This window comes from Negadavirga shengliensis, assembly GCF_042652345.1.
Taxonomy (GTDB): Bacteria; Bacteroidota; Bacteroidia; order Cytophagales; family Cyclobacteriaceae; genus Negadavirga; species Negadavirga shengliensis.
In genome coordinates, this window is the sequence record NZ_JBHSJJ010000013.1 from 148,517 (window position 1) to 166,511 (window position 17,995).

Annotated in this window: 22 protein-coding genes; 15 read left to right on the forward strand and 7 right to left on the reverse strand. The window is 43.9% G+C overall.

The features are described 5' to 3' along the window. Positions 1-6 precede the first annotated feature (6 nt). Positions 7-621 (forward strand): thioredoxin family protein, encoded by a 615-nt coding sequence (locus ACFPFU_RS19435; protein ID WP_377067198.1) that lies wholly within the window; start codon positions 7-9, stop codon positions 619-621. Positions 622-725: 104 nt separating this feature from the next. Here the strand turns inward: ACFPFU_RS19435 and ACFPFU_RS19440 are convergent, their stop codons facing one another. Both ACFPFU_RS19440 and ACFPFU_RS19445 read right to left on the reverse strand, forming a co-directional pair. Then, positions 726-1,355, reverse strand: a complete 630-nt coding sequence (locus tag ACFPFU_RS19440; RefSeq protein WP_377067200.1) for a peroxiredoxin — start codon at positions 1,353-1,355, stop codon at positions 726-728. A 49-nt stretch (positions 1,356-1,404) separates the two neighbouring features. After that, the gene (locus ACFPFU_RS19445) at positions 1,405-1,818 is read right to left on the reverse strand and encodes a Fur family transcriptional regulator (RefSeq protein WP_377067202.1); all 414 of its coding nucleotides are present in this window, start codon (positions 1,816-1,818) and stop codon (positions 1,405-1,407) included. A 162-nt stretch (positions 1,819-1,980) separates the two neighbouring features. Between ACFPFU_RS19445 and ACFPFU_RS19450 the strand changes: the two genes are divergently transcribed. Both ACFPFU_RS19450 and ACFPFU_RS19455 read left to right on the forward strand, forming a co-directional pair. After that, complete coding sequence (locus ACFPFU_RS19450) at positions 1,981-2,472, forward strand: low molecular weight protein-tyrosine-phosphatase (protein WP_377067204.1); 492 nt, start codon at positions 1,981-1,983, stop codon at positions 2,470-2,472. Beyond that, a complete protein-coding gene (locus tag ACFPFU_RS19455) occupies positions 2,459-3,340 on the forward strand; it encodes a fructosamine kinase family protein (protein ID WP_377067206.1) in 882 nt (293 codons plus the stop codon). The genes ACFPFU_RS19450 and ACFPFU_RS19455 overlap by 14 nt, the downstream gene beginning before the upstream one ends. 9 nt (positions 3,341-3,349) lie before the next feature. Here the strand turns inward: ACFPFU_RS19455 and ACFPFU_RS19460 are convergent, their stop codons facing one another. Then, a complete protein-coding gene (locus ACFPFU_RS19460) occupies positions 3,350-4,630 on the reverse strand; it encodes an aspartate kinase (protein ID WP_377067208.1) in 1,281 nt (426 codons plus the stop codon). A gap of 56 nt (positions 4,631-4,686) precedes the next feature. On the opposite strand from ACFPFU_RS19460, the gene fbp reads away from it, so the two are divergent. Then, a complete protein-coding gene (fbp, locus tag ACFPFU_RS19465; RefSeq protein ID WP_377067210.1) occupies positions 4,687-5,709 on the forward strand; it encodes a class 1 fructose-bisphosphatase in 1,023 nt (340 codons plus the stop codon). A 7-nt stretch (positions 5,710-5,716) separates the two neighbouring features. On the opposite strand, the gene ACFPFU_RS19470 is transcribed toward fbp, so the two are convergent. From ACFPFU_RS19470 to yihA, 3 genes are read right to left on the reverse strand one after another with little or no spacing between them, the layout of a single operon-like run. After that, positions 5,717-6,037, reverse strand: coding sequence for a hypothetical protein (locus ACFPFU_RS19470; protein WP_377067212.1), 321 nt, complete (start codon positions 6,035-6,037; stop codon positions 5,717-5,719). A gap of 11 nt (positions 6,038-6,048) precedes the next feature. After that, the gene (locus ACFPFU_RS19475; protein ID WP_377067214.1) at positions 6,049-6,501 is read right to left on the reverse strand and encodes a DUF5606 family protein; all 453 of its coding nucleotides are present in this window, start codon (positions 6,499-6,501) and stop codon (positions 6,049-6,051) included. Between the two features lie 47 nt (positions 6,502-6,548). Then, positions 6,549-7,163, reverse strand: coding sequence for a ribosome biogenesis GTP-binding protein YihA/YsxC (gene yihA, locus ACFPFU_RS19480; RefSeq protein ID WP_377067216.1), 615 nt, complete (start codon positions 7,161-7,163; stop codon positions 6,549-6,551). Between the two features lie 118 nt (positions 7,164-7,281). Between yihA and ubiE the strand changes: the two genes are divergently transcribed. From ubiE to ACFPFU_RS19520, 8 genes are all read left to right on the forward strand, one after another. Further along, complete coding sequence (gene ubiE / locus ACFPFU_RS19485) at positions 7,282-8,004, forward strand: bifunctional demethylmenaquinone methyltransferase/2-methoxy-6-polyprenyl-1,4-benzoquinol methylase UbiE (RefSeq protein WP_377067218.1); 723 nt, start codon at positions 7,282-7,284, stop codon at positions 8,002-8,004. Then, a complete protein-coding gene (gene porT / locus ACFPFU_RS19490) occupies positions 7,953-8,729 on the forward strand; it encodes a type IX secretion/gliding motility protein PorT/SprT (protein WP_377067220.1) in 777 nt (258 codons plus the stop codon). The genes ubiE and porT overlap by 52 nt, the downstream gene beginning before the upstream one ends. Before the next feature lie 71 nt (positions 8,730-8,800). Beyond that, positions 8,801-9,562, forward strand: coding sequence for an SDR family NAD(P)-dependent oxidoreductase (locus ACFPFU_RS19495; protein WP_377067222.1), 762 nt, complete (start codon positions 8,801-8,803; stop codon positions 9,560-9,562). Continuing rightward, a complete protein-coding gene (locus tag ACFPFU_RS19500) occupies positions 9,562-10,326 on the forward strand; it encodes a M15 family metallopeptidase (protein WP_377067224.1) in 765 nt (254 codons plus the stop codon). Before ACFPFU_RS19495 ends, ACFPFU_RS19500 begins: the two co-directional genes overlap by 1 nt. A gap of 40 nt (positions 10,327-10,366) precedes the next feature. Beyond that, positions 10,367-11,146, forward strand: a complete 780-nt coding sequence (locus ACFPFU_RS19505; protein ID WP_377067226.1) for a ThuA domain-containing protein — start codon at positions 10,367-10,369, stop codon at positions 11,144-11,146. 280 nt (positions 11,147-11,426) lie between these two features. Continuing rightward, positions 11,427-11,882 (forward strand): Hsp20/alpha crystallin family protein, encoded by a 456-nt coding sequence (locus ACFPFU_RS19510; RefSeq protein WP_377067228.1) that lies wholly within the window; start codon positions 11,427-11,429, stop codon positions 11,880-11,882. A gap of 591 nt (positions 11,883-12,473) precedes the next feature. Next, positions 12,474-12,938, forward strand: coding sequence for a MarR family winged helix-turn-helix transcriptional regulator (locus tag ACFPFU_RS19515; RefSeq protein ID WP_377067230.1), 465 nt, complete (start codon positions 12,474-12,476; stop codon positions 12,936-12,938). Beyond that, a complete protein-coding gene (locus ACFPFU_RS19520; RefSeq protein ID WP_377067232.1) occupies positions 12,935-14,419 on the forward strand; it encodes a beta-galactosidase in 1,485 nt (494 codons plus the stop codon). Before ACFPFU_RS19515 ends, ACFPFU_RS19520 begins: the two co-directional genes overlap by 4 nt. Positions 14,420-14,490: 71 nt before the next feature. Here the strand turns inward: ACFPFU_RS19520 and ACFPFU_RS19525 are convergent, their stop codons facing one another. Then, positions 14,491-14,694, reverse strand: coding sequence for a S26 family signal peptidase (locus tag ACFPFU_RS19525; RefSeq protein ID WP_377067234.1), 204 nt, complete (start codon positions 14,692-14,694; stop codon positions 14,491-14,493). 320 nt (positions 14,695-15,014) lie between these two features. On the opposite strand from ACFPFU_RS19525, the gene ACFPFU_RS19530 reads away from it, so the two are divergent. Genes ACFPFU_RS19530 through ACFPFU_RS19540 form a run of 3 tightly spaced genes read left to right on the forward strand, consistent with a single transcriptional unit; the run spans position 15,015 to position 17,200 of the window. Continuing rightward, positions 15,015-16,142, forward strand: a complete 1,128-nt coding sequence (locus tag ACFPFU_RS19530) for an MBL fold metallo-hydrolase (RefSeq protein WP_377067236.1) — start codon at positions 15,015-15,017, stop codon at positions 16,140-16,142. After that, positions 16,124-16,957: a helix-turn-helix domain-containing protein gene (locus ACFPFU_RS19535; protein ID WP_377067238.1), complete on the forward strand. Its 834-nt coding sequence runs from the start codon at positions 16,124-16,126 to the stop codon at positions 16,955-16,957. Before ACFPFU_RS19530 ends, ACFPFU_RS19535 begins: the two co-directional genes overlap by 19 nt. A gap of 48 nt (positions 16,958-17,005) precedes the next feature. Beyond that, the gene (locus ACFPFU_RS19540; RefSeq protein WP_377067240.1) at positions 17,006-17,200 is read left to right on the forward strand and encodes a hypothetical protein; all 195 of its coding nucleotides are present in this window, start codon (positions 17,006-17,008) and stop codon (positions 17,198-17,200) included. Positions 17,201-17,995: the final 795 nt, after the last annotated feature.

A 17,995-nucleotide genomic window follows, 5' to 3' on the forward strand; every position in this document is an offset into this window, starting at 1 on the left:
TGAACCATGAAAAACTTGATCGTAGGATTATTCAGCATTATTGCCATTTTCCTGGCAGGCAGTGTAATGGCCCAGGGCGGCTACGAGGTCGGCGATAAGGCCAGCGACTTTAAATTAAAAAATGTAGATGGATCCTGGGTGTCTCTCGCCGACCACGGGGATGCCAAGGGTTTTTTGGTGATATTTTCCTGCAACACCTGTCCCTATGTGGTGGCCTATGAAGACCGCATGATAGCCTTGCATAATAAATATGCGCCGATGGGATATCCGGTTATTGCCATTAATCCCAATGACGACAACAGCAGTCCGGGAGACAGTTTTGAAAGAATGAAAGAAAGAGCCAAAGCAAAAGCTTTTCCCTTCGCCTATGTCTATGATGAAACCCAGGAAGTCGTAAAAAAATACGGCGCCACCAACACCCCCCATGTGTATCTGTTAGAAAAAGAAGGGAATGAATATATCGTAAAATATGTCGGAGCAATTGACAACAACTATCAGGACGCTTCAGCAGTAACCAAAAAATATGTGGAAGAGGCCATGGAAGAAGTGATGAAAGGCCAGCCGGTTTCTGAAAACAGAACCAAGGCCATAGGCTGCACCATCAAATGGAGAAAATCTTAATGCCTGGATGAGGCGGATCAGATAAGATTCAACAAGAACGAAAATGCAAAAGCCCCCGGAGAATCCAGGGGCTTTTTATTTTTAAGACGGCTTCTGAAACCGGATTAGTGTTTGGACAGGTAAGAAGCTACACCTTCCCTGGTAGCGCTCATCGCTTCTTTACCTTCTTCCCAGTTGGCCGGACAAACTTCCCCGTATTTCTCCACATGTCTCAGGGCATCAATCAGCCTGAGCATTTCATCTATATTTCTTCCCAAAGGAAGGTCATTGACCGTTTCGTGCCTTACTTTTCCTTCCTTGTCGATGAGGAAAGTAGCCCTGTAAGCCACTGGAAGTCCTTCATAAGTCAATTCGCCCTCCTCATTGTAATTCCAGTCTCCTGCGAGAATACCGAAGTTGTGGGCAATGGTCTTAGCGGGATCCGCTACGATAGGATAAGTGACACCTGCAATGCCACCCTGCTCCTTAGCTGTGCTTAACCAAGCCAGGTGCGATTCTTCTGTATCACAGGACGCGCCTACTACCGCCACGCCTCTTTTTTCGAATTCTTCAAGTTTTTCCTGAAAAGCCAGGATTTCGGTAGGACATACGAAAGTAAAGTCCTTAGGATAAAAAAAGAAAATAACGTCTTTATTCCCGATATACTGCTCCAAAGAGAAATTTTCAACGATCTCTTCTCCGTCGATTACAGCAGGTGCATTGAATAAAGGTGCTTTTTTTCCAACTAGTGACATAAATCAGATTTTTATGGTTTTAAATTAATTTATTTAGGTTTTAAGAAAATTATTTTGTTTTTCCTTTAATTACCAACGATACTTCTTCAACTTCAAAACCCTCAATTTCGTTCTCTTCAAAGAAACTTTTTAAAAGTTTTTCCAATAGCGGATTTTTGAAGTCCCGGAATTCTTTGCTGTCATTACAGTACAGATGACTATGGGTTTCAAGGACAGGGTCAAACCGCATAATGCCTGTGTCATCCGTGAATTTTTGCAAAATGCCTGCATTCACAAAGCTGTCAAGGGTCTTGTATACAGTTCCCAAAGATATGGAAGGGTTGGCTGATTTGATCTTCTCATGCACCCGCTCTGCTGTAGGATGATCCTCTGATAAGCTCAATGCCCCATAGATCACCATCCGCTGATGGGTAAACTTCATCCCCCCTTGCACGATCCTTTTTTTGATTTCAGCAGTATCCATTTTTTGATAGGAATTATTCCTGTTTGAGAATAAGTGCGCAAAGGTATGTAATATTTTTGTCAATTCATATGTATAGTCCAACGATTTTTTTAAATTGGGCTTGCTATAAAACAAAAATATTTACAATCATAAACGCTCAGCTCTCTTTTAAATGCATTTTCGATGATTAAAGTATTATTTGTGTGTTTAGGCAATATCTGCAGATCACCGTTGGCAGAAGCGATACTCAACCACAAGATTAAACTTAGGGGTTATGAGGATAAAATAAGCTGTGACAGCTGTGGCACTTCTGATTTTCATATCGGCGAGCTTCCCGACGACAGGACCATCGATTGTGCAACGAGATATGGCATCCAAATGAACCATCGCGGCAGACAACTCCAGAGGAGTGATTTCAGAGATTTTGATTATGTCATTGCCATGGATGAATCCAACATGGCGAATATCCTCAAGCTGTCTGATAAGGTCAGGATAAAACCCCGCAACCTTTATTTCATGAGAGATTTCCAAGCGGCGCCTGACTTTAAGGATGTCCCGGATCCTTATTACGGGGGAATTGATGGATTTGAGCAGGTTTATCGCATCCTGGATGATGCCCTGGAAGGTTTTCTTCAAAAAATGGAACAGGAACAACCCTGGAATGGAAAACCCTGAGTCTTTTTATGATGCTGTTTTGTTCCAATTTTTCGGAACCCCAGTCCCTGTTCTCGATTTTAATCTTATCACCGCAGGAAGTGTAAATCAAGCCGTGTTTCTGAAAACAGGCAAAGGCGAATATTTATTAAAAACCAATCACCGTCAAAACAGGAATATTTTTGAAAAAGAAGCCGAAGGTCTGGATTGGCTCAGAAGGCACACTTCATTACATGTGCCAGAGACGTTTATTCACGGCCGGATAGGGGACACCAATTATCTGCTGATGGAATGGATCGCCAGCAGGACACCCTTGCCGGATTATTGGCAAAAGCTGGGAGAGGGTATCGCGGAGCTGCATATGGTTGTAGGACAAAAATTCGGGCTGGACTCCGATAATTACATTGCCATTTTACCCCAGATAAATGAGCAGGAAAACACCTGGGAAAACTTTTTTGTCAACAAGAGACTGGAACCCATGTTACAACGCGCCTTTTATGAAGGTTTGATCTCAAAGGATTTTATGAAAGAATTCCGAAGAATCTATCCTTTGTTGAAGGGTTTTTTTCCAAAGGAAAAACCTGCTTTGTTACACGGGGATTTGTGGTCGGGAAATATCCTGGTCAATGACAAAGGGACTCCGGCTTTGATAGACCCTGCGGTTTACTTTGGGCACAGGGAAGTAGACCTCGCTTTCTCCCGGTTGTTTGGCGGCTTCGACAGAAAATTTTATGAGGCATACCAGCACCACTTCCCATTGGAGCCAGGGTTCAGAGAGCGAATAGACGTCTATAACCTTTACCCTTTATTGGTACACCTGAATCTTTTTGGGGCATCATATCTCCCCGGTATCCAAAAGACGCTCAGTGCATTGCTGAGCAACCGCTAAAATAAACCATTACGGAACCTGGCTTTCTTCCAACACCACCTGAAGCAGGTTTTCGCTTTTCTGTTCCAGCCATACCTGACGGTTGGGATGAACGTAAGTCTGATAATGTTCCTCCCTGTAGTTTTTGACCGTGATGAGCGTAAGCTCCTTTTTCAACGTCACGTGGAATATATCCCTGAAAGTCTTCTGAACAAGATTCTCGTCATAGGCAACGGCATCCGCGACCACTTTGATATTTGAAGCTGAAGCAGCCAGCAGGTTGATGTTCCATTTAAGTTTTTTCATGCCGCTGTACAGGTATTCAAAATGGAACCCGCCCACCATCGACAGATCCCTGATCCGGAGGGTCAGAAGGAGCTGCCTGTTTTTGACCACGGTAATGGGAAGCTTAGGGTCATCTGGAAAGGGACCGATCACGGTTCCCGGTGCGTCTGGTTTTAAGAAAGATTTCACAAACAGGGGTATGCGGTGTTTGGCTAGAGGCTTGATGGTTTTGGGATGGATGACCTTCGCTCCATAATAGGTCATTTCCGCAGCTTCTTCAAAATCCAAATGGTCAAATTTCACCGCATCAGGGAACAAGTCCGGGTCGCCGTTAAGAATACCCTCCACATCTTTCCAAATCGTGACCGACTTCGCGCCCAGACTGACCGCCAGGATGGCCGCTGTAAAATCAGAACCCTCCCTGCCCAGCGTGGTCGTATTGCCTAAAAGATCCTGACCGATAAACCCCTGGGTAATGACAGGATATTTTTCCAATTTGGGAATGACGATTCTTCTGCATTGCTGCATGGTCAATGCCCAATCTACCCTGGCCATTTTGTGGCTGGAATCTGTAGCCACAAGCTCTCTGGCATCTTGCCACAAACAGTAAAAGCCCTCCGCACACAGCAATTCCTGTACGATACGGGTAGAGATCAGTTCTCCAAAACCTACGGCCTGATCATAAAAATACCCCGCGTCGTTTTTGAAAGAGGCGGTATCCAAGGTTCTTTTCAGTATGGAAAAATGATTGGTGACCCTTTCGAATATACCATGCTGTTTTTCAAACAGGTCATTGCATATTTCCAGGTGATAACCCAAAAGCCGTGTCCATTCAGGGGTATAATTTTTTCCCTCCGAGGCCAATTGGATTATTTTTTCCAGGGTATCCGTGGTATCCCCGGCAGCTGAAATGACAATAACCAGGCCATTGCTCCAGCGGTTTTTGACAAGGTGGGCTATGTTTTTTATGGCATCGGCATCTTTGATGGAAGCTCCGCCGAATTTAAATATGAGGGGTTGGATCATGAAAAATCTTTATGAGGGATGGTTATGAAGCGTTGTTTTTATTTAACTTCAAAGTTATGAAGACGAAACCTTACATACAAGATGACAACGTACTTGCCTATGCTGTAGGCACCACGCTGGACCGGTTTATCAAAAGCAAACAGGCTGACTTTCCGTTTGCTACAGGAGAACTCTCTCAGCTGCTGCGCGACATTGCCCTTGCCGCAAAGATCGTGTCCCGGGAAATCAGCAGGGCGGGCTTAGTCAATGTAGCCGGAGCCTATGGTCACACCAATGTGCAGGGTGAAGAACAGCAAAAACTGGATGTTATAGCCAATATCCGTTTTACCAGGGCCTTGACCAAGGGAGGGGAGGTCTGTGCGATCGTGTCGGAAGAGGAAGATGAAGTGATCGATCTCCAAAACAGCAGGGGAAAATATGTCGTGGCCATAGATCCTCTGGATGGATCTTCCAATATTGATGTCAATGTCTCCATCGGGACGATTTTTTCCATCTACAGAAGAGTTACCCCTATAGGCTATCCCATTCAGGAAGAAGATGTGCTGCAGCAGGGCAAACAGCAGGTGGCTGCCGGATACGTGCTGTACGGTTCCTCCACCATGTTGGTATATACCACGGGTTTCGGAGTATATGGCTTCACTTACGAGCGCTCATTAGGGGAGTTTTTTCTCTCCCATCCAGACATAAAAGCACCCGTCGATGGTCATATATATACCATTAATGAAGGGCTCCAGCCTTATCTGGAGGACGATGTTCTGGAATACGTCGCCCATTGCAAGCAAAAAGGGGCTTCTGCCAGGTACATAGGAAGTCTGGTCGCCGATTTTCACAGAAATATGTTAAAAGGTGGCATCTACCTCTACCCTGGTACTAAAAAGGCTCCCCTAGGGAAAATCCGGTTGATGTATGAGGCCAATGCGCTGGCATTTATCGCTGAGCAAGCGGGAGCCAAGGCTACCAATGGCAAGAACCGGATCCTGGACATCGTGCCTACCTCCCTTCACCAGCGAACGCCCTTATTCATCGGCTCTGAAAAAATGATAGAGGAATTAGGAAGCTTAATGAAACAAATTAAATAAACAAAAATCAGCCACTGTATTTTCTTCTAAAATAGGCTTTCAGAAGCTGCCTTTCCACGATCGCAAGAGAAAGCCGGTCCACTATTCGGTCGGCTTCCTCCTCGTGCAAGATGCTTTTCAGCTTTTCCTCACCCAGATCAATTTTATAACACAGCTGCAAAAGACGCTCAAAGTCTTGGTTCAGAAGCCTTCCTATATAAGGAGCCAAGGCACGCGCAAGGTCATATTTGTCCATTATGGGAGGTTTCAGGGGGACCTGAAGCAGGGATTCCAGATCTTCCGCTGCCGACTGAATGATCTTTACCTCATAATCCCGTTCACGTTCCAAAGGTCCAAGATTTACTCTCCTTTTTCTTCTTTTTTATCCTCGTCGCTCTTCTCCTTCCCTTCTTCAGGTTGAGGTTGTAAGAGCTCAGGCTGCTCCTTCCTTAGGATATGGTACCAGTTCAGCAGCTTTTTAATATCCGATGCGTATACCCGCTCTTCATCGTATTCCGGCAGCACATGCTTGAGAAACGCCTTGTATTCATCATTGTCAGCTCCCTCCAAACCCGTGTCGCCTTCAAACTCGTTTTCTATCTTATGCAAAATATCTTTAAGGGGAGCAGCTCCTTCCTCAGTAAGGGTATAAATGGATATCTCACTGAGCAGGGAGACCCTCTGGGCCGCCCCTACCACAAGCTTCGATTTCTTGTCATCCAATGATTCGAGGATCACCCCACTCCTGCTGGGCTTAAGCACTTTATATAATCCCGGCTTGCCGGAAACTGCTGCAATGTCTTTAAATTCCATGTCGTCTGTGTTTTGAGCCTGCAAATATAAGGTTAAAGCTAAATTACTCAAGAATTTTGGCCAGCAGTATAAAACTCTTCAACGTTTTCTTCAATAAACCGGATAACTTCCTCTTTGCCCTGTCCTGTTTGCGCCGATGTGATAAAGTATTCAGGTGCCTCCTCAAACATTTCCTCCATGGCCCCGATAAACTTTTTCACATTGGCATTGGTCTTTGAAAGTGACAATTTATCAGCCTTGGTGAAAAGCAATACCACGGGAATGGCATTTTCCGCACACCAGTAGATGAATTCAACGTCTATTTTTTGGGGATCAAGCCTGCTGTCCACCAAAACAAACGTGACCGTGAGATTTTCTCTTCGGGTGAGGTATTCCCTGATCATTTTATCCCAATCGGACTTTAAGCTTTTGCTGACTTTGGCAAACCCATAGCCGGGAAGATCTACCATATACCACCGTCCATCTATGTCAAAATGGTTGATCAGCTGGGTTTTCCCCGGCTTACCGGAAATTTTAGCCAGGTTCTTATGGTTGGTCAGCATGTTGATGAGGGAACTCTTCCCCACATTTGACCTGCCAATAAACGCAAACTCCGGCCTATTAGGCGAGGGACATTTTTTGTAATCCGTATTGCTAACCAAAAAACTGGGTTTCTTTATCATGGCCGTATCCTTTTAGACAAAGTTAACCAAATTGTTAAATTCAGGCCAAACCAATAAATGATTAACATTTTTCCAATGCTCGGGTTTAGTTAGTAATATTGCATGGAAATCAAACGACATGTCAGTACTTCCCTATAAAGATAAAAATGAAGGCAAGAAGCAACAGGTTGCCAGCATGTTCGACAACATCAGCAAAAAATACGATTTGCTGAACCACGTGCTGAGTTTGGGAATAGACATTACCTGGAGGAAAAAAGCCATCAGACTGCTGGAAAAAGACCAGCCAAAATTAATTTTGGATATTGCTACCGGCACGGGGGATTTCGCCATTGAGGCCCTGGCACTCCATCCCGACAAGGTAGTGGGCGTGGACATATCAGCCGGAATGCTGGAAGAAGGCCGCCGGAAAATCAAAAGGAAAAAGCTGGACCATTTGATAGAACTGCAGATGGGGGATTCGGAAAAGTTGTTGTTCCCGGAAAATAAATTTGATGCCGTCATCGTTTCTTTTGGTGTCAGGAATTTTGAAAATTTGGAGAAAGGATTGGCCGATATGCACCGGGTGCTGAAGCCCGGGGGAAAAACGGTCATTGTGGAGTTTTCCAAACCAAAAAAATTCCCCATGAAACAAGCTTATAATTTTTATTTTAAATATATTTTACCTCGGATTGGAAAATTAGTATCAAAAGACAACGCCGCCTACACATATCTGCCGGAATCCGTACAGGCATTTCCTGATGGAAATGATTTCTTGGAAATTCTGCGAAAGGTAGGTTTCAAAAACACGAAATGCAAAGAACTGACATTCGGGATAAGTTCCATTTATATAGGAGAAAAGTAATATTAGCGATTTTACCTTTCCTTTTCTTCAATTCCCTGGTATATGGTCAGGAAAGAAATTTTATATTCAACAAGTCGGGCAGCGATGACCAGAATGTTTCCTATGGTTTTTTTTTAGCAGGCCATAACAGCACCTTAAGGATAAAGTATTCTGAAGATTTTCTTGATCCGGATAATACCAATCTGACCAATGTGAGGGCGATCATGCCTGTTTTTTCGCCCGGTTTTGCCCTGGGTTTTTTGGTCACTGGAAGGTTACATGACCAAGTCAATGTGCTGTTCACCCCTAAGGTTGGCTTTTATGAACACAGGACAGATGTACAGCTCTTTGCTGACGATCCCAATGAAGTAGGGGGAATAGGAATCAACACGGTTCCTCTGATGACCGAAGAAACCCTGATAGAGTTTCCCGTTCTCTTCAAGTATAAATCCGAGCGATTCAACAACACCCGTATGTTCTTTATAGGGGGAGTAAACGGCCAGGTCCGGACCAAAAAACAGGAAGAAGCCGATGAAGACCCGGTGGTTTTGCTGGGCAGGGATTTGGCTCTTGAAATGGGGATGGGATTTGATCTGTATTTTAAGTACTTTAAATTCTCCCCTGAAATCAGGTTTTCGCACGGTCTCATGAACCTGTATAGAGAAGGGCATTCGGATCCCCGCATTGATGGCGCCATTACTGATATCCGTAGGAAATCCATTACCATTTACCTTAACTTTCAGTAGGCTGATACAAAAAGCCGGTCAATTACCCTATCCAAATTTTTTATCCATAATGAAATCCTTTAATTTAAGTTATGGAAAATAAAATTGCTTTTATCACAGGGGCTACCTCAGGCATAGGTAGGGCCTGTGCCGTGTCATTAGCCAAGGAAGGTTTTGCGATCCTTGCCTGCGGCAGAAGAAAAGAAAGACTGCAAAGTCTTAAGGAAGACCTGCCTCAAGGTACTCCTTACCATTATCTCACATTCGACGTCAGGAGCCAAACCGAAGTAAATGAAGCCATTGATTCTCTCCCGGCAGACTGGCAGGAGATTGAAATACTCATCAACAACGCGGGGAACGCACATGGACTTGATCCTATCCATGAAGGCAGTGTGGAGGATTGGGAGGCCATGATGGATATCAATGTCAAGGGTTTGCTCTATGTATCTAAAAAGATCATTCCCGGTATGGTCGAACGCAAACGGGGGCAGGTGATCAATGTGGGCTCCACAGCAGGAAAAGAGGTGTATCCCAAAGGGAATGTTTACTGCGGCTCCAAACATGCGGTTGATGCCATCACCAAAGGCATGCGACTTGACCTCAACCCCTATGGCATCAAGGTCATGGGAATCCATCCCGGGCTGGTAGAGACCGAGTTTTCCCTGGTAAGGTTCAAAGGGGATGAGAAAAGGGCTTCATCCGTCTATCAGGGATTTGATGCTTTGAAAGCCGAAGACATTGCTGATATCATTACTTTTGCTGTGACCCGTCCGGCGCATGTGGTCATGGCCGATGTAATTATTCTTCCCGTGGCACAGGCGAGTACCATGGTCTTTCACAAAAAAGAGCAATAATGCGGTTTTCCTGGTTCATTTATCTTTTTGGCTGCCTTATGGCCTGCCAGGCCCCCCGAAATGATGAGCCCGCAGAATCACTGGAAGCATGGCCTGAACTGTCAGAAGCGGACACTGCTTCCTTGGATTTCTCCTCCGGACAGCGGCCTGTCGGAAAATTGGAACAGCGGCTTATCAATGCGGGTTTGGTGGATATCAAGACGGTAATACCCGGGATTTATGTGGAGCTGAAATATTCTACGGAAGATAATTTTTTCGGAAAAGACGTATACGGCGAACTCCAAAACTGCTACCTCCAACCGGAGGTGGCCGAAATGTTGAAACAGGCACACGGCTATCTAAAGGAAGACCATCCGGATCTCACCTTTTTGGTTTATGACGGCGTCAGGCCTCTGAGTGTCCAGCAAGTGCTCTGGGACAATTTAGATAAACCGGACAGTATAAAACCACTGTATGTGGCCGATCCCGAAAAAGGCAGCCTGCATAATTTCGGAGTGGCTGTGGACCTTACCCTGGCCCATAGCGACACCGGCAGACCATTGGACATGGGCACTGACTATGATTATTTTGGATACGCGGCCTATCCGGACCGGGAAAAACAGATGCTCAGGGAAGGAAAAATTGTACAAGGACATGTGAATAACAGGGAAATACTGAGAAGTGTCATGAAAAAAGCCGGTTTTTCAGGCATTGGATCAGAATGGTGGCATTTTAATGCTTTTAGCAGAAAAGAAGCTGGGGAGAAATTCGAAATTGTGAAATAATAATTGTATAATCGTCATTTGTTTTAAATAATTATAATCCATGAATCAATTGAACAATACATTCAAACCATTGGGCCTATTGGTGATTGCGCTGGTCCTGATGCTTTTACCTGAAATGACCTTTGGCCAGGCCAGGCCGCAGTTTAGGGCCTTGGTCTTCAGCAAAACCCAGGGGTTCAGGCACCAGTCCATTCCTGAAGGGGTAGCTGCCATTAAAAAACTAGGGGAAAAACACCGTTTTCAGGTGTATGCCACAGAAGATGCCGGTCAGTTTACCAGTGAGAACCTTGAAAAATACGATGTGATCATTCTGATGAGCACCACGGGAACCATTTTCAATGAAGAGCAAAAGGCTGCTTTCGAAGCGTTTGTTCAAAGTGGAAAGGGAGTGGTAGGCGTCCACAGTGCGACAGACACAGAGTACGAATGGGAATGGTACAGCAAACTGATCGGAGGCCAATTTGCCCACCACCCCCACCAACAGACAGCCCGCATGGAAGTGGTGGACGGGAATCATCCGTCTACCTATCATCTGAATGAAAAATGGCTCAGGACGGACGAATGGTATGAGTTCAAAAATTTCAATGACAAAGTAAACATTTTGATCCAATTGGATGAGACTTCCTATGATGTGGGGGAGAGGGGCGGAAACAAAATGGGTATGGGCGCTGTACACCCTATTTCCTGGTATCATGAATACGATGGCGGCCGGATTTTTTATACCGGACTGGGACACGTGGAGGAAGCCTTTGAAGACGCTGACTTTCTGGACCACCTGTATGGGGGTATCTGGTATGCAGCGTTGGGAATGCCTTTATGATAGCTAATCCTGTAGTAAAAATAAATAATAGGGCCGCCGGAAGTGATTCCGGTGGCCTTTTTTCAATATGTCAAATTGACATCTTTTGGCATGGTTAGGCCAGGATGACATACAGGAGCGATGGCGCTAAGGAGATAAAAACGGGTTTTTTTATATAATATTGAAAATCAAACGATTTACCTTCAATTAATCATCCTGTAACCTTGCTCTGGTACATAATTTGAATTTATTTTTTTAACATTTTATTAAGATGTTTAACTAATAAAAAGGAGGAATAACCATGACACTAGCAAGAAGAAGATCCAACGATTGGTTTCCATCTTTTCCTTCATTGATAGACAGGTTTTTCGATGGGGGTTTGATGGACTGGGACAATTCGAATTTTGCAGGAAATGATTCGACCCTGCCCGCTGTAAATGTAAAAGAAAATGAAAACAGGTTTCAGATCGAAGTGGCGGCTCCCGGGCTGAAAAAAGAGGATTTCAAGATCAATTTTGATAATGGCAGACTGACCATTTCATCTGAGAAAAAAACAGAACGCGAAGAAAAAGACGGTGACAGGACCACCAGACGTGAGTTCAGTTACCAGTCATTTCAAAGGAGTTTCAGTATTCCTGAAAATACCATAGATGCGGATAAAATCATGGCGAACTATCAGGACGGTATTCTTCACATCACCTTGCCGAAACGTGAAGAAGCCAAGCCAAAACCTGCCAGAGAAATCAAAATCTCCTGACAGATCATCACAGAAGTTTTATCATAGGTAAAAACCTCCGGTAATCCCCCGATATTATTTCGATTCCGGCATCGGAAAAAAAGAGAGTCCTACAAGGGTTTTGAACCCTTGTAGGACTCTCTTTTATCATTTTTATTTCATTCACAGAAGAAAACTTGGTGCAGTGAGCAATGGCAAAGACTTATTATCCAGCCTCCTGGTTTTTTCTGTTGGGGAGTATTGGATTTTTAGGAAAATTCCGGGACTGAACAGGAGTACAGCCTCATTATCTTGATTTGCGAAACCGCGATAGGTTAAATGTTTTCAGCGCTATCAAAATAAAATCACACATGACAAGGAAAGTCACCCAATTTATCCTTCCAAGATGAGGAACATTATCCCATACTGGGTCAAAAACAGAAAGACCTCTTTTTCTATAATTGTAAAGATTTTTATTTCAAGTTGCAGGCAAAAGTTGGGTTTTTACGGTAAGATTTACAATTAAATCCTTGCAGTCAATCGTAAAATTATAAAAAGGTCCTTAAATTTTTTTTAAACAAACCTATTCCTTATATTTGCCTTAATAATTAAGATATTTAATTATTAAGATAGATGGACAATCCCACACACTCACCTGAATTACTTGATTTGGTCAAGTCCATTAAAGATTTAACCAGGGAAACTTTGCTGTTTCAGAGTCTTGCTGCCCTAAGTATAGGACTCAACGCCACCGATGGAGAATGTTTGGATTTCCTGATGGAAAGGAAATCCACTACTGCAGGGGAACTGGCAAAGTTGACGGGCCTGACCACCGGAGCCATCACCAGTGTCATCGACAGGTTGGAAAGATCAGGTTTCGTGAAAAGGGAAAAAGATCCCTTGGATAGAAGAAAGGTCATCGTAACATACCTTCCCGGAAAAGAAAAGAAAGCAGCTCAAATTTATGGAGCTTTGGCCCATGATGTGATTTTGAAGCTTAGCCATTATAATAACGAAGAGCTCGAATCATTAAGGGAGTTTACACAAAGCCTGATAGAAATTTATCGAAATAACGCATCAAAAATTTCCAGGAAATGAAACCGACAATTTGTCACCGGGTCACCTTGATCCTGTTTTTCATTCAATTCATTTGCTGTTCACCGCTAAAAGCACAGGAACTCCAACGACAAAACACCTTTCCATTGGGTATTGCTTGGGGGTTTGATTATGGCCATAATTCAGAACCGCCTCTTTTTATGGACAAAATTAGGGAGTTGGGAATCCACTCCACAAAAGTTTATCTTTTTTGGAATCAAATCGAACCTGAAAAAGGAAAATATGAATGGGGAATTGTTGATGCATTGATGGAACAGCTCGCTGAAGGAGACGAGGTATTGTTGGCAATTTATTCCGCATCTACTTGGGCTACATCAATATCCACGAATCTTTTGCCCCCCTCACCTGCTAAGTCCGAAAAGGATTATTATGATTTCATTTATCAACTCGTCAAACGGACCAAAGGAAAAGTGAAATACTGGCAAAATGACTGTGAACCCAACAATCCGGTATATTGGGCTGGAAACAAGCAGGAGTTTATAGATCAAACCAAGGTTTTTTACAAAGCGGTCAAGGATGCGGATCCCAAAGCCCTGGTTGTATTGGGTGGGTATGATGGTTTGTTCAATCCACCTGGGATGCCTGAAATGCCCAATCAAAAAGCCGGACTTTCCTTTTTCGAAGATGTCATCCAAGAGGCCCGGGGCTTTTTTGATGTTTTTGACCTGAGGCTATATGCCAATCCCTACACCATTCGGGAAAGGGTAGCCTACTTTCGCAACAAATTGGATGATATCCCTATTATCTGTTCAGAATACAATGGACCCGGATTTATGGAATTTCCGGTCAATAGACAGTATGGCTCATTATTGGCCCAGTGGAGTGCAGCATATGCCAGCCAAGATACTGCAGCCTATTACCAAGTGCAGGAAAAGATCAAGGCCTTTTATGAGCGGAAGGACGAACTGGCTCCTGAGACGAGGCTATTTTTGGAAGAAAGTGATTCTGATTATGGCAAGCTATATGAAAAATTCCAGGCAGCGGATTTGGTCATTAGAAATATCCTGGCTTTGGAAGCAGGTGTTCAAAAGACATTCTTTTGGGATTTTTGGCATGATACAGAAAATAAGTACGATTTGATGACGATCATGTATGGCAAAAACAAAATGGCTGATTATGAAAATGGAGAATTTAAAAACTACAGATCACTTGCTGGGGTAATGAAAGGTTTTGCACATAAAATGGAAGGCTTTCAACATATCAGTCAAATTGAAATATCTGAAAATGAAGACATTTTAAGCTTTTTGGTTGAAAAAATATCCGGAGATAAAATCATTATAATTTGGGAAAAACGGACCGACAATCTGTCCAAAAAGTTAATTCCTGAAATGCGCACAGTGACTTTACCCTTTAAGAAGTTGCACATTCAGGATATTTATGGTGAGCCTGTGAATTTTGAAAAAAATGAACATACTTTTACATTTCCGGTTTCATCAAGTCCTGTTTTTGTTATTTCTCATTAGTGGGGCCAGTTTCCCCCTCGAAATCCACTTTTACAACCTCAGGCATGTTTAACATCAGATAGGGCAGATGACTATGAATTTGGGCGAGAAAACGGACAGGGCAGCGGATGGGGCTGAAGGGGGTATTCCGTGACCACTTCATACGTGACCACTTCATATAAGAGTTTCACTCCAGCAGGGTTGTTCATTTTATGCTGATTGATATATACCTGCCTGTCCCTGATTTCCAGTACATCCCCCGGGAGGACCACACAGCGCTTCACCAGATAGGTCATCAGGTCAGTGGGCCTCTCAGTGGGTCGAGCAAGTCTATAGGAGTAATTCTCTCACAAAGCTATTCATATCCAGTGATTTAAGAAATATTAACGAAGAGGGAAAGGTTTGTGATGCCGGACCTTTGGGGTTGTCAAATACGCGAAGGTCTTTTCTAAGGTTGACCCCATTTTGAAATCCCTAAGGGGGCCCCTTTTAGCAAAACTTTCGAGTACACTGCGGTGCACCCCAATAGTTGGGGGTATAACCTGGCCCTCCCAACAAATAAATTTGAACTTTTCAACAAAGTTGGGTATTGATGCAATGTGTACCTTTGCTGTAAATGAATAGATTCCTGGTTTTACTGAAACGCATCATGATCACAGTACTGAGTATTATCCTGCTATTTGCAGTGGGCGGATTATTGTTTCTGCAGCTTCCCATGTTTGGCAAATCCCCGAGTGGGGATCGCCTGGCCAGGATCCAGGAATCCCCTCAATTCAAAAACGGTCAATTTGAGAATTTCAGTCCCACACCCATGCTATCAGAAGGCTATTCAATGGCAGGGATTATTTTCGACCAATTTTTCAAAAGCCATCCCAATCGCCATCCGAAGGGGTTGATTCCTTCCACCAAAACCGATCTGCTGCAATTAGTCCCAGAGGAAAATGTGCTGGTGTGGTTTGGCCATTCCTCCTATTTTATGCAAATCGGGGGCAAGCGTTTTTTGGTAGATCCGGTGTTGAGCGGCAATGCTTCTCCCATACCCGGCAGTATGAAAGCTTTTCAAGGAACAGATCAATATACGGTAACTGATTTTCCGCAGATCGACTACCTCCTGATCAGCCATGACCACTACGACCATTTGGATTACAGCACCATTGTGGGCCTGCGTGATAAGGTAGAAACAGTGGTCTGTGGCCTGGGGGTGGGTTCTCATTTTGAACATTGGGGTTATTCCCCTTCGGTGATCATCGAAAAAGACTGGGATGAAACCATGGCCTTTGGAGAACTGAAAATCCATACGACCAAGGCCAGGCATTTTTCGGGAAGGGGCATGCGAAGAAACAATACCTTATGGCTTTCCTATGTGATAGAGACCCCCAACCTCAAAATCTTTGTGGGAGGCGATAGCGGTTACGATAGCCATTTGGCTGAGATTGGCCTTACACACGGGCCATTCGATCTGGCGATCCTGGAAAATGGGCAGTACAATGTAGCCTGGGATAAAATTCATTTTATGCCCGATCAGGTTATTGCTGCGGCGGCCGACCTTCAGGCAAAACGGGTGATGCCTGTTCACTCCGGTAAGTTTAGGCTCGCGATGCACCCTTGGGATGAACCTCTGCGAGAGGTGAGCAGGTTTGCCTTGGAGAAGGAAATTCCCCTGGTGACGCCGATTATCGGTGAAAAAGTGAATATTGAAGATGAATCCCAAACCTTTAGATCGTGGTGGACCGAAGTAAACTAAAATTGAGCGGTATACAATATGCCACTCCGGAGATCAAGTCCTGTTATATCGGGCCGGAAATATCGGACGAGCAGTTTATCCCAGAGCATATTTTCTTTTTCTTGGCAAAAGGGTTTGTCGAAGGTTATGACGGACACAAAAAATACGCCATGCATTCCGGTGACTACTGCCTGCTTCGAAAAAACAATTTGGCAAGGTATGCCAAGCAAAAGGAAAATGACCAATTTGAAAAGGTAGTGGTGGTGTTTGACGAACCATTTCTGAAAGATTTCCAGAAGAAGCATGCTTTTAAAACCGGGGCACGCTATGCAGAAGGCACATTTGTATTCTTTGAAAAAACGGACCTGATCCCCAACTTCATCCGGTCATTGGTCCCCTATTATCAAAGGGACGGTCAAATTGATGACCGGTTCAGGGATGTAAAAAGGGAGGAATTGCTCTTGATTCTTTTGCAGCTTGATTCCGGGCTTGCTAATATTCTTTTTGATTTCAGCATTCCCCAAAAAATCGATTTGAAGGCCTTTATGCTCCAGCATTACCGGTTCAACGTGAGCCTGGAGCGGTTGGCCTTTCTGACCGGCCGCAGCCTTTCCACTTTCAAAAGAGAGTTTGTACAGTTGTTCAAGGATACCCCTGGCCATTGGATCCAACAAAAGCGATTACAGGAGGCTCATTTCCAGATCCAGCAAAAGAAGAGGAAACCCACCGAAGTCTATCTTGATCTGGGCTTTGAAGACCTGTCCCATTTTTCCTTTGCCTTTAAGAAAAAATTCGGGGTAGCACCGTCGAAAATTTTGCGAAAAATAACCACCTAGGCGCTTTCGGACAATTGTCGGACACTTTCTGCCCAGAGGGGGTTTTCTATGGATCCGTTAGAAATCACCAATGCCCCCGCCAAGGATCATCTAAAAAGGATGGCAACCACTGCGCTTAAAAAATATGGTTTGGACGTCCATCCCGAAAACGCCCTGCAGACCGGTGACCAGTTGCTTTTTCAGAGCCGCTTTCCCCAAAAACCAAAAAACCCCGCATACGTACCGCAAACGGGGTTTTTGTAGAGAGAAGCGGCAAAATGTCGAACTTTTTTGAGGATATAGAAGCTGTTTCTGAAGCGAAATTTCTGATCGATTGAAACCGGTTTTTGAGGTATTTGGATAGGTGAAAATCACATTGGAATTTTGAGGAAGAAAACGTTGAGGAAATTTTTCCGGGAATCGGAAAAACCTTGGATCAGTTAAGGAAAGAAAGTCAATAGAATGTAGAAAATTTATACAGGAATACCTTTTCAAAAGACGTTTCTATGTATTACCGATATGAAAGAATCAAGACTCAAGATCAGTTCATATGTGCAAACCTTGATGGGTCGGAAGATTTGGTAGAACTTGACATAAATTATAGAGAGTGGCATTTGGTCACACGGCTTGTTGGTGCTGGTCAGGAGCGTTGAACATATCTGTCTCCCGGAAAATAGTTCAGAACCCTTTTTCCTAAATTCCAAATATAGATTTCAGTTTAAGTACTTCATCTGAAAACCACCAATGTACTCACATTAAAGGGTAAAGTGAGCCATCTTAAGTAAATGATAATCATTGATAAAGCATTAGAGTATGCACAACTTTCTGAAAGATTCCGGAACTACTTGGGTATTGTTCCACAAAATTACGTATTCCAATTAATCAGTATCCGTCCGATAAACCCCATATTTCATAGCTGGTGCAAACATCGCATAGTTGCATCATGAAAAAGATAAGCAACGACGAGTATTATAACCTGTTTTGCAGGTGGCGGGCTTCCGGTATAAGCAAAGCTTCATTTGCTGAGGGCGAAGGTATTTCCAGGACGGTTTTTTATTA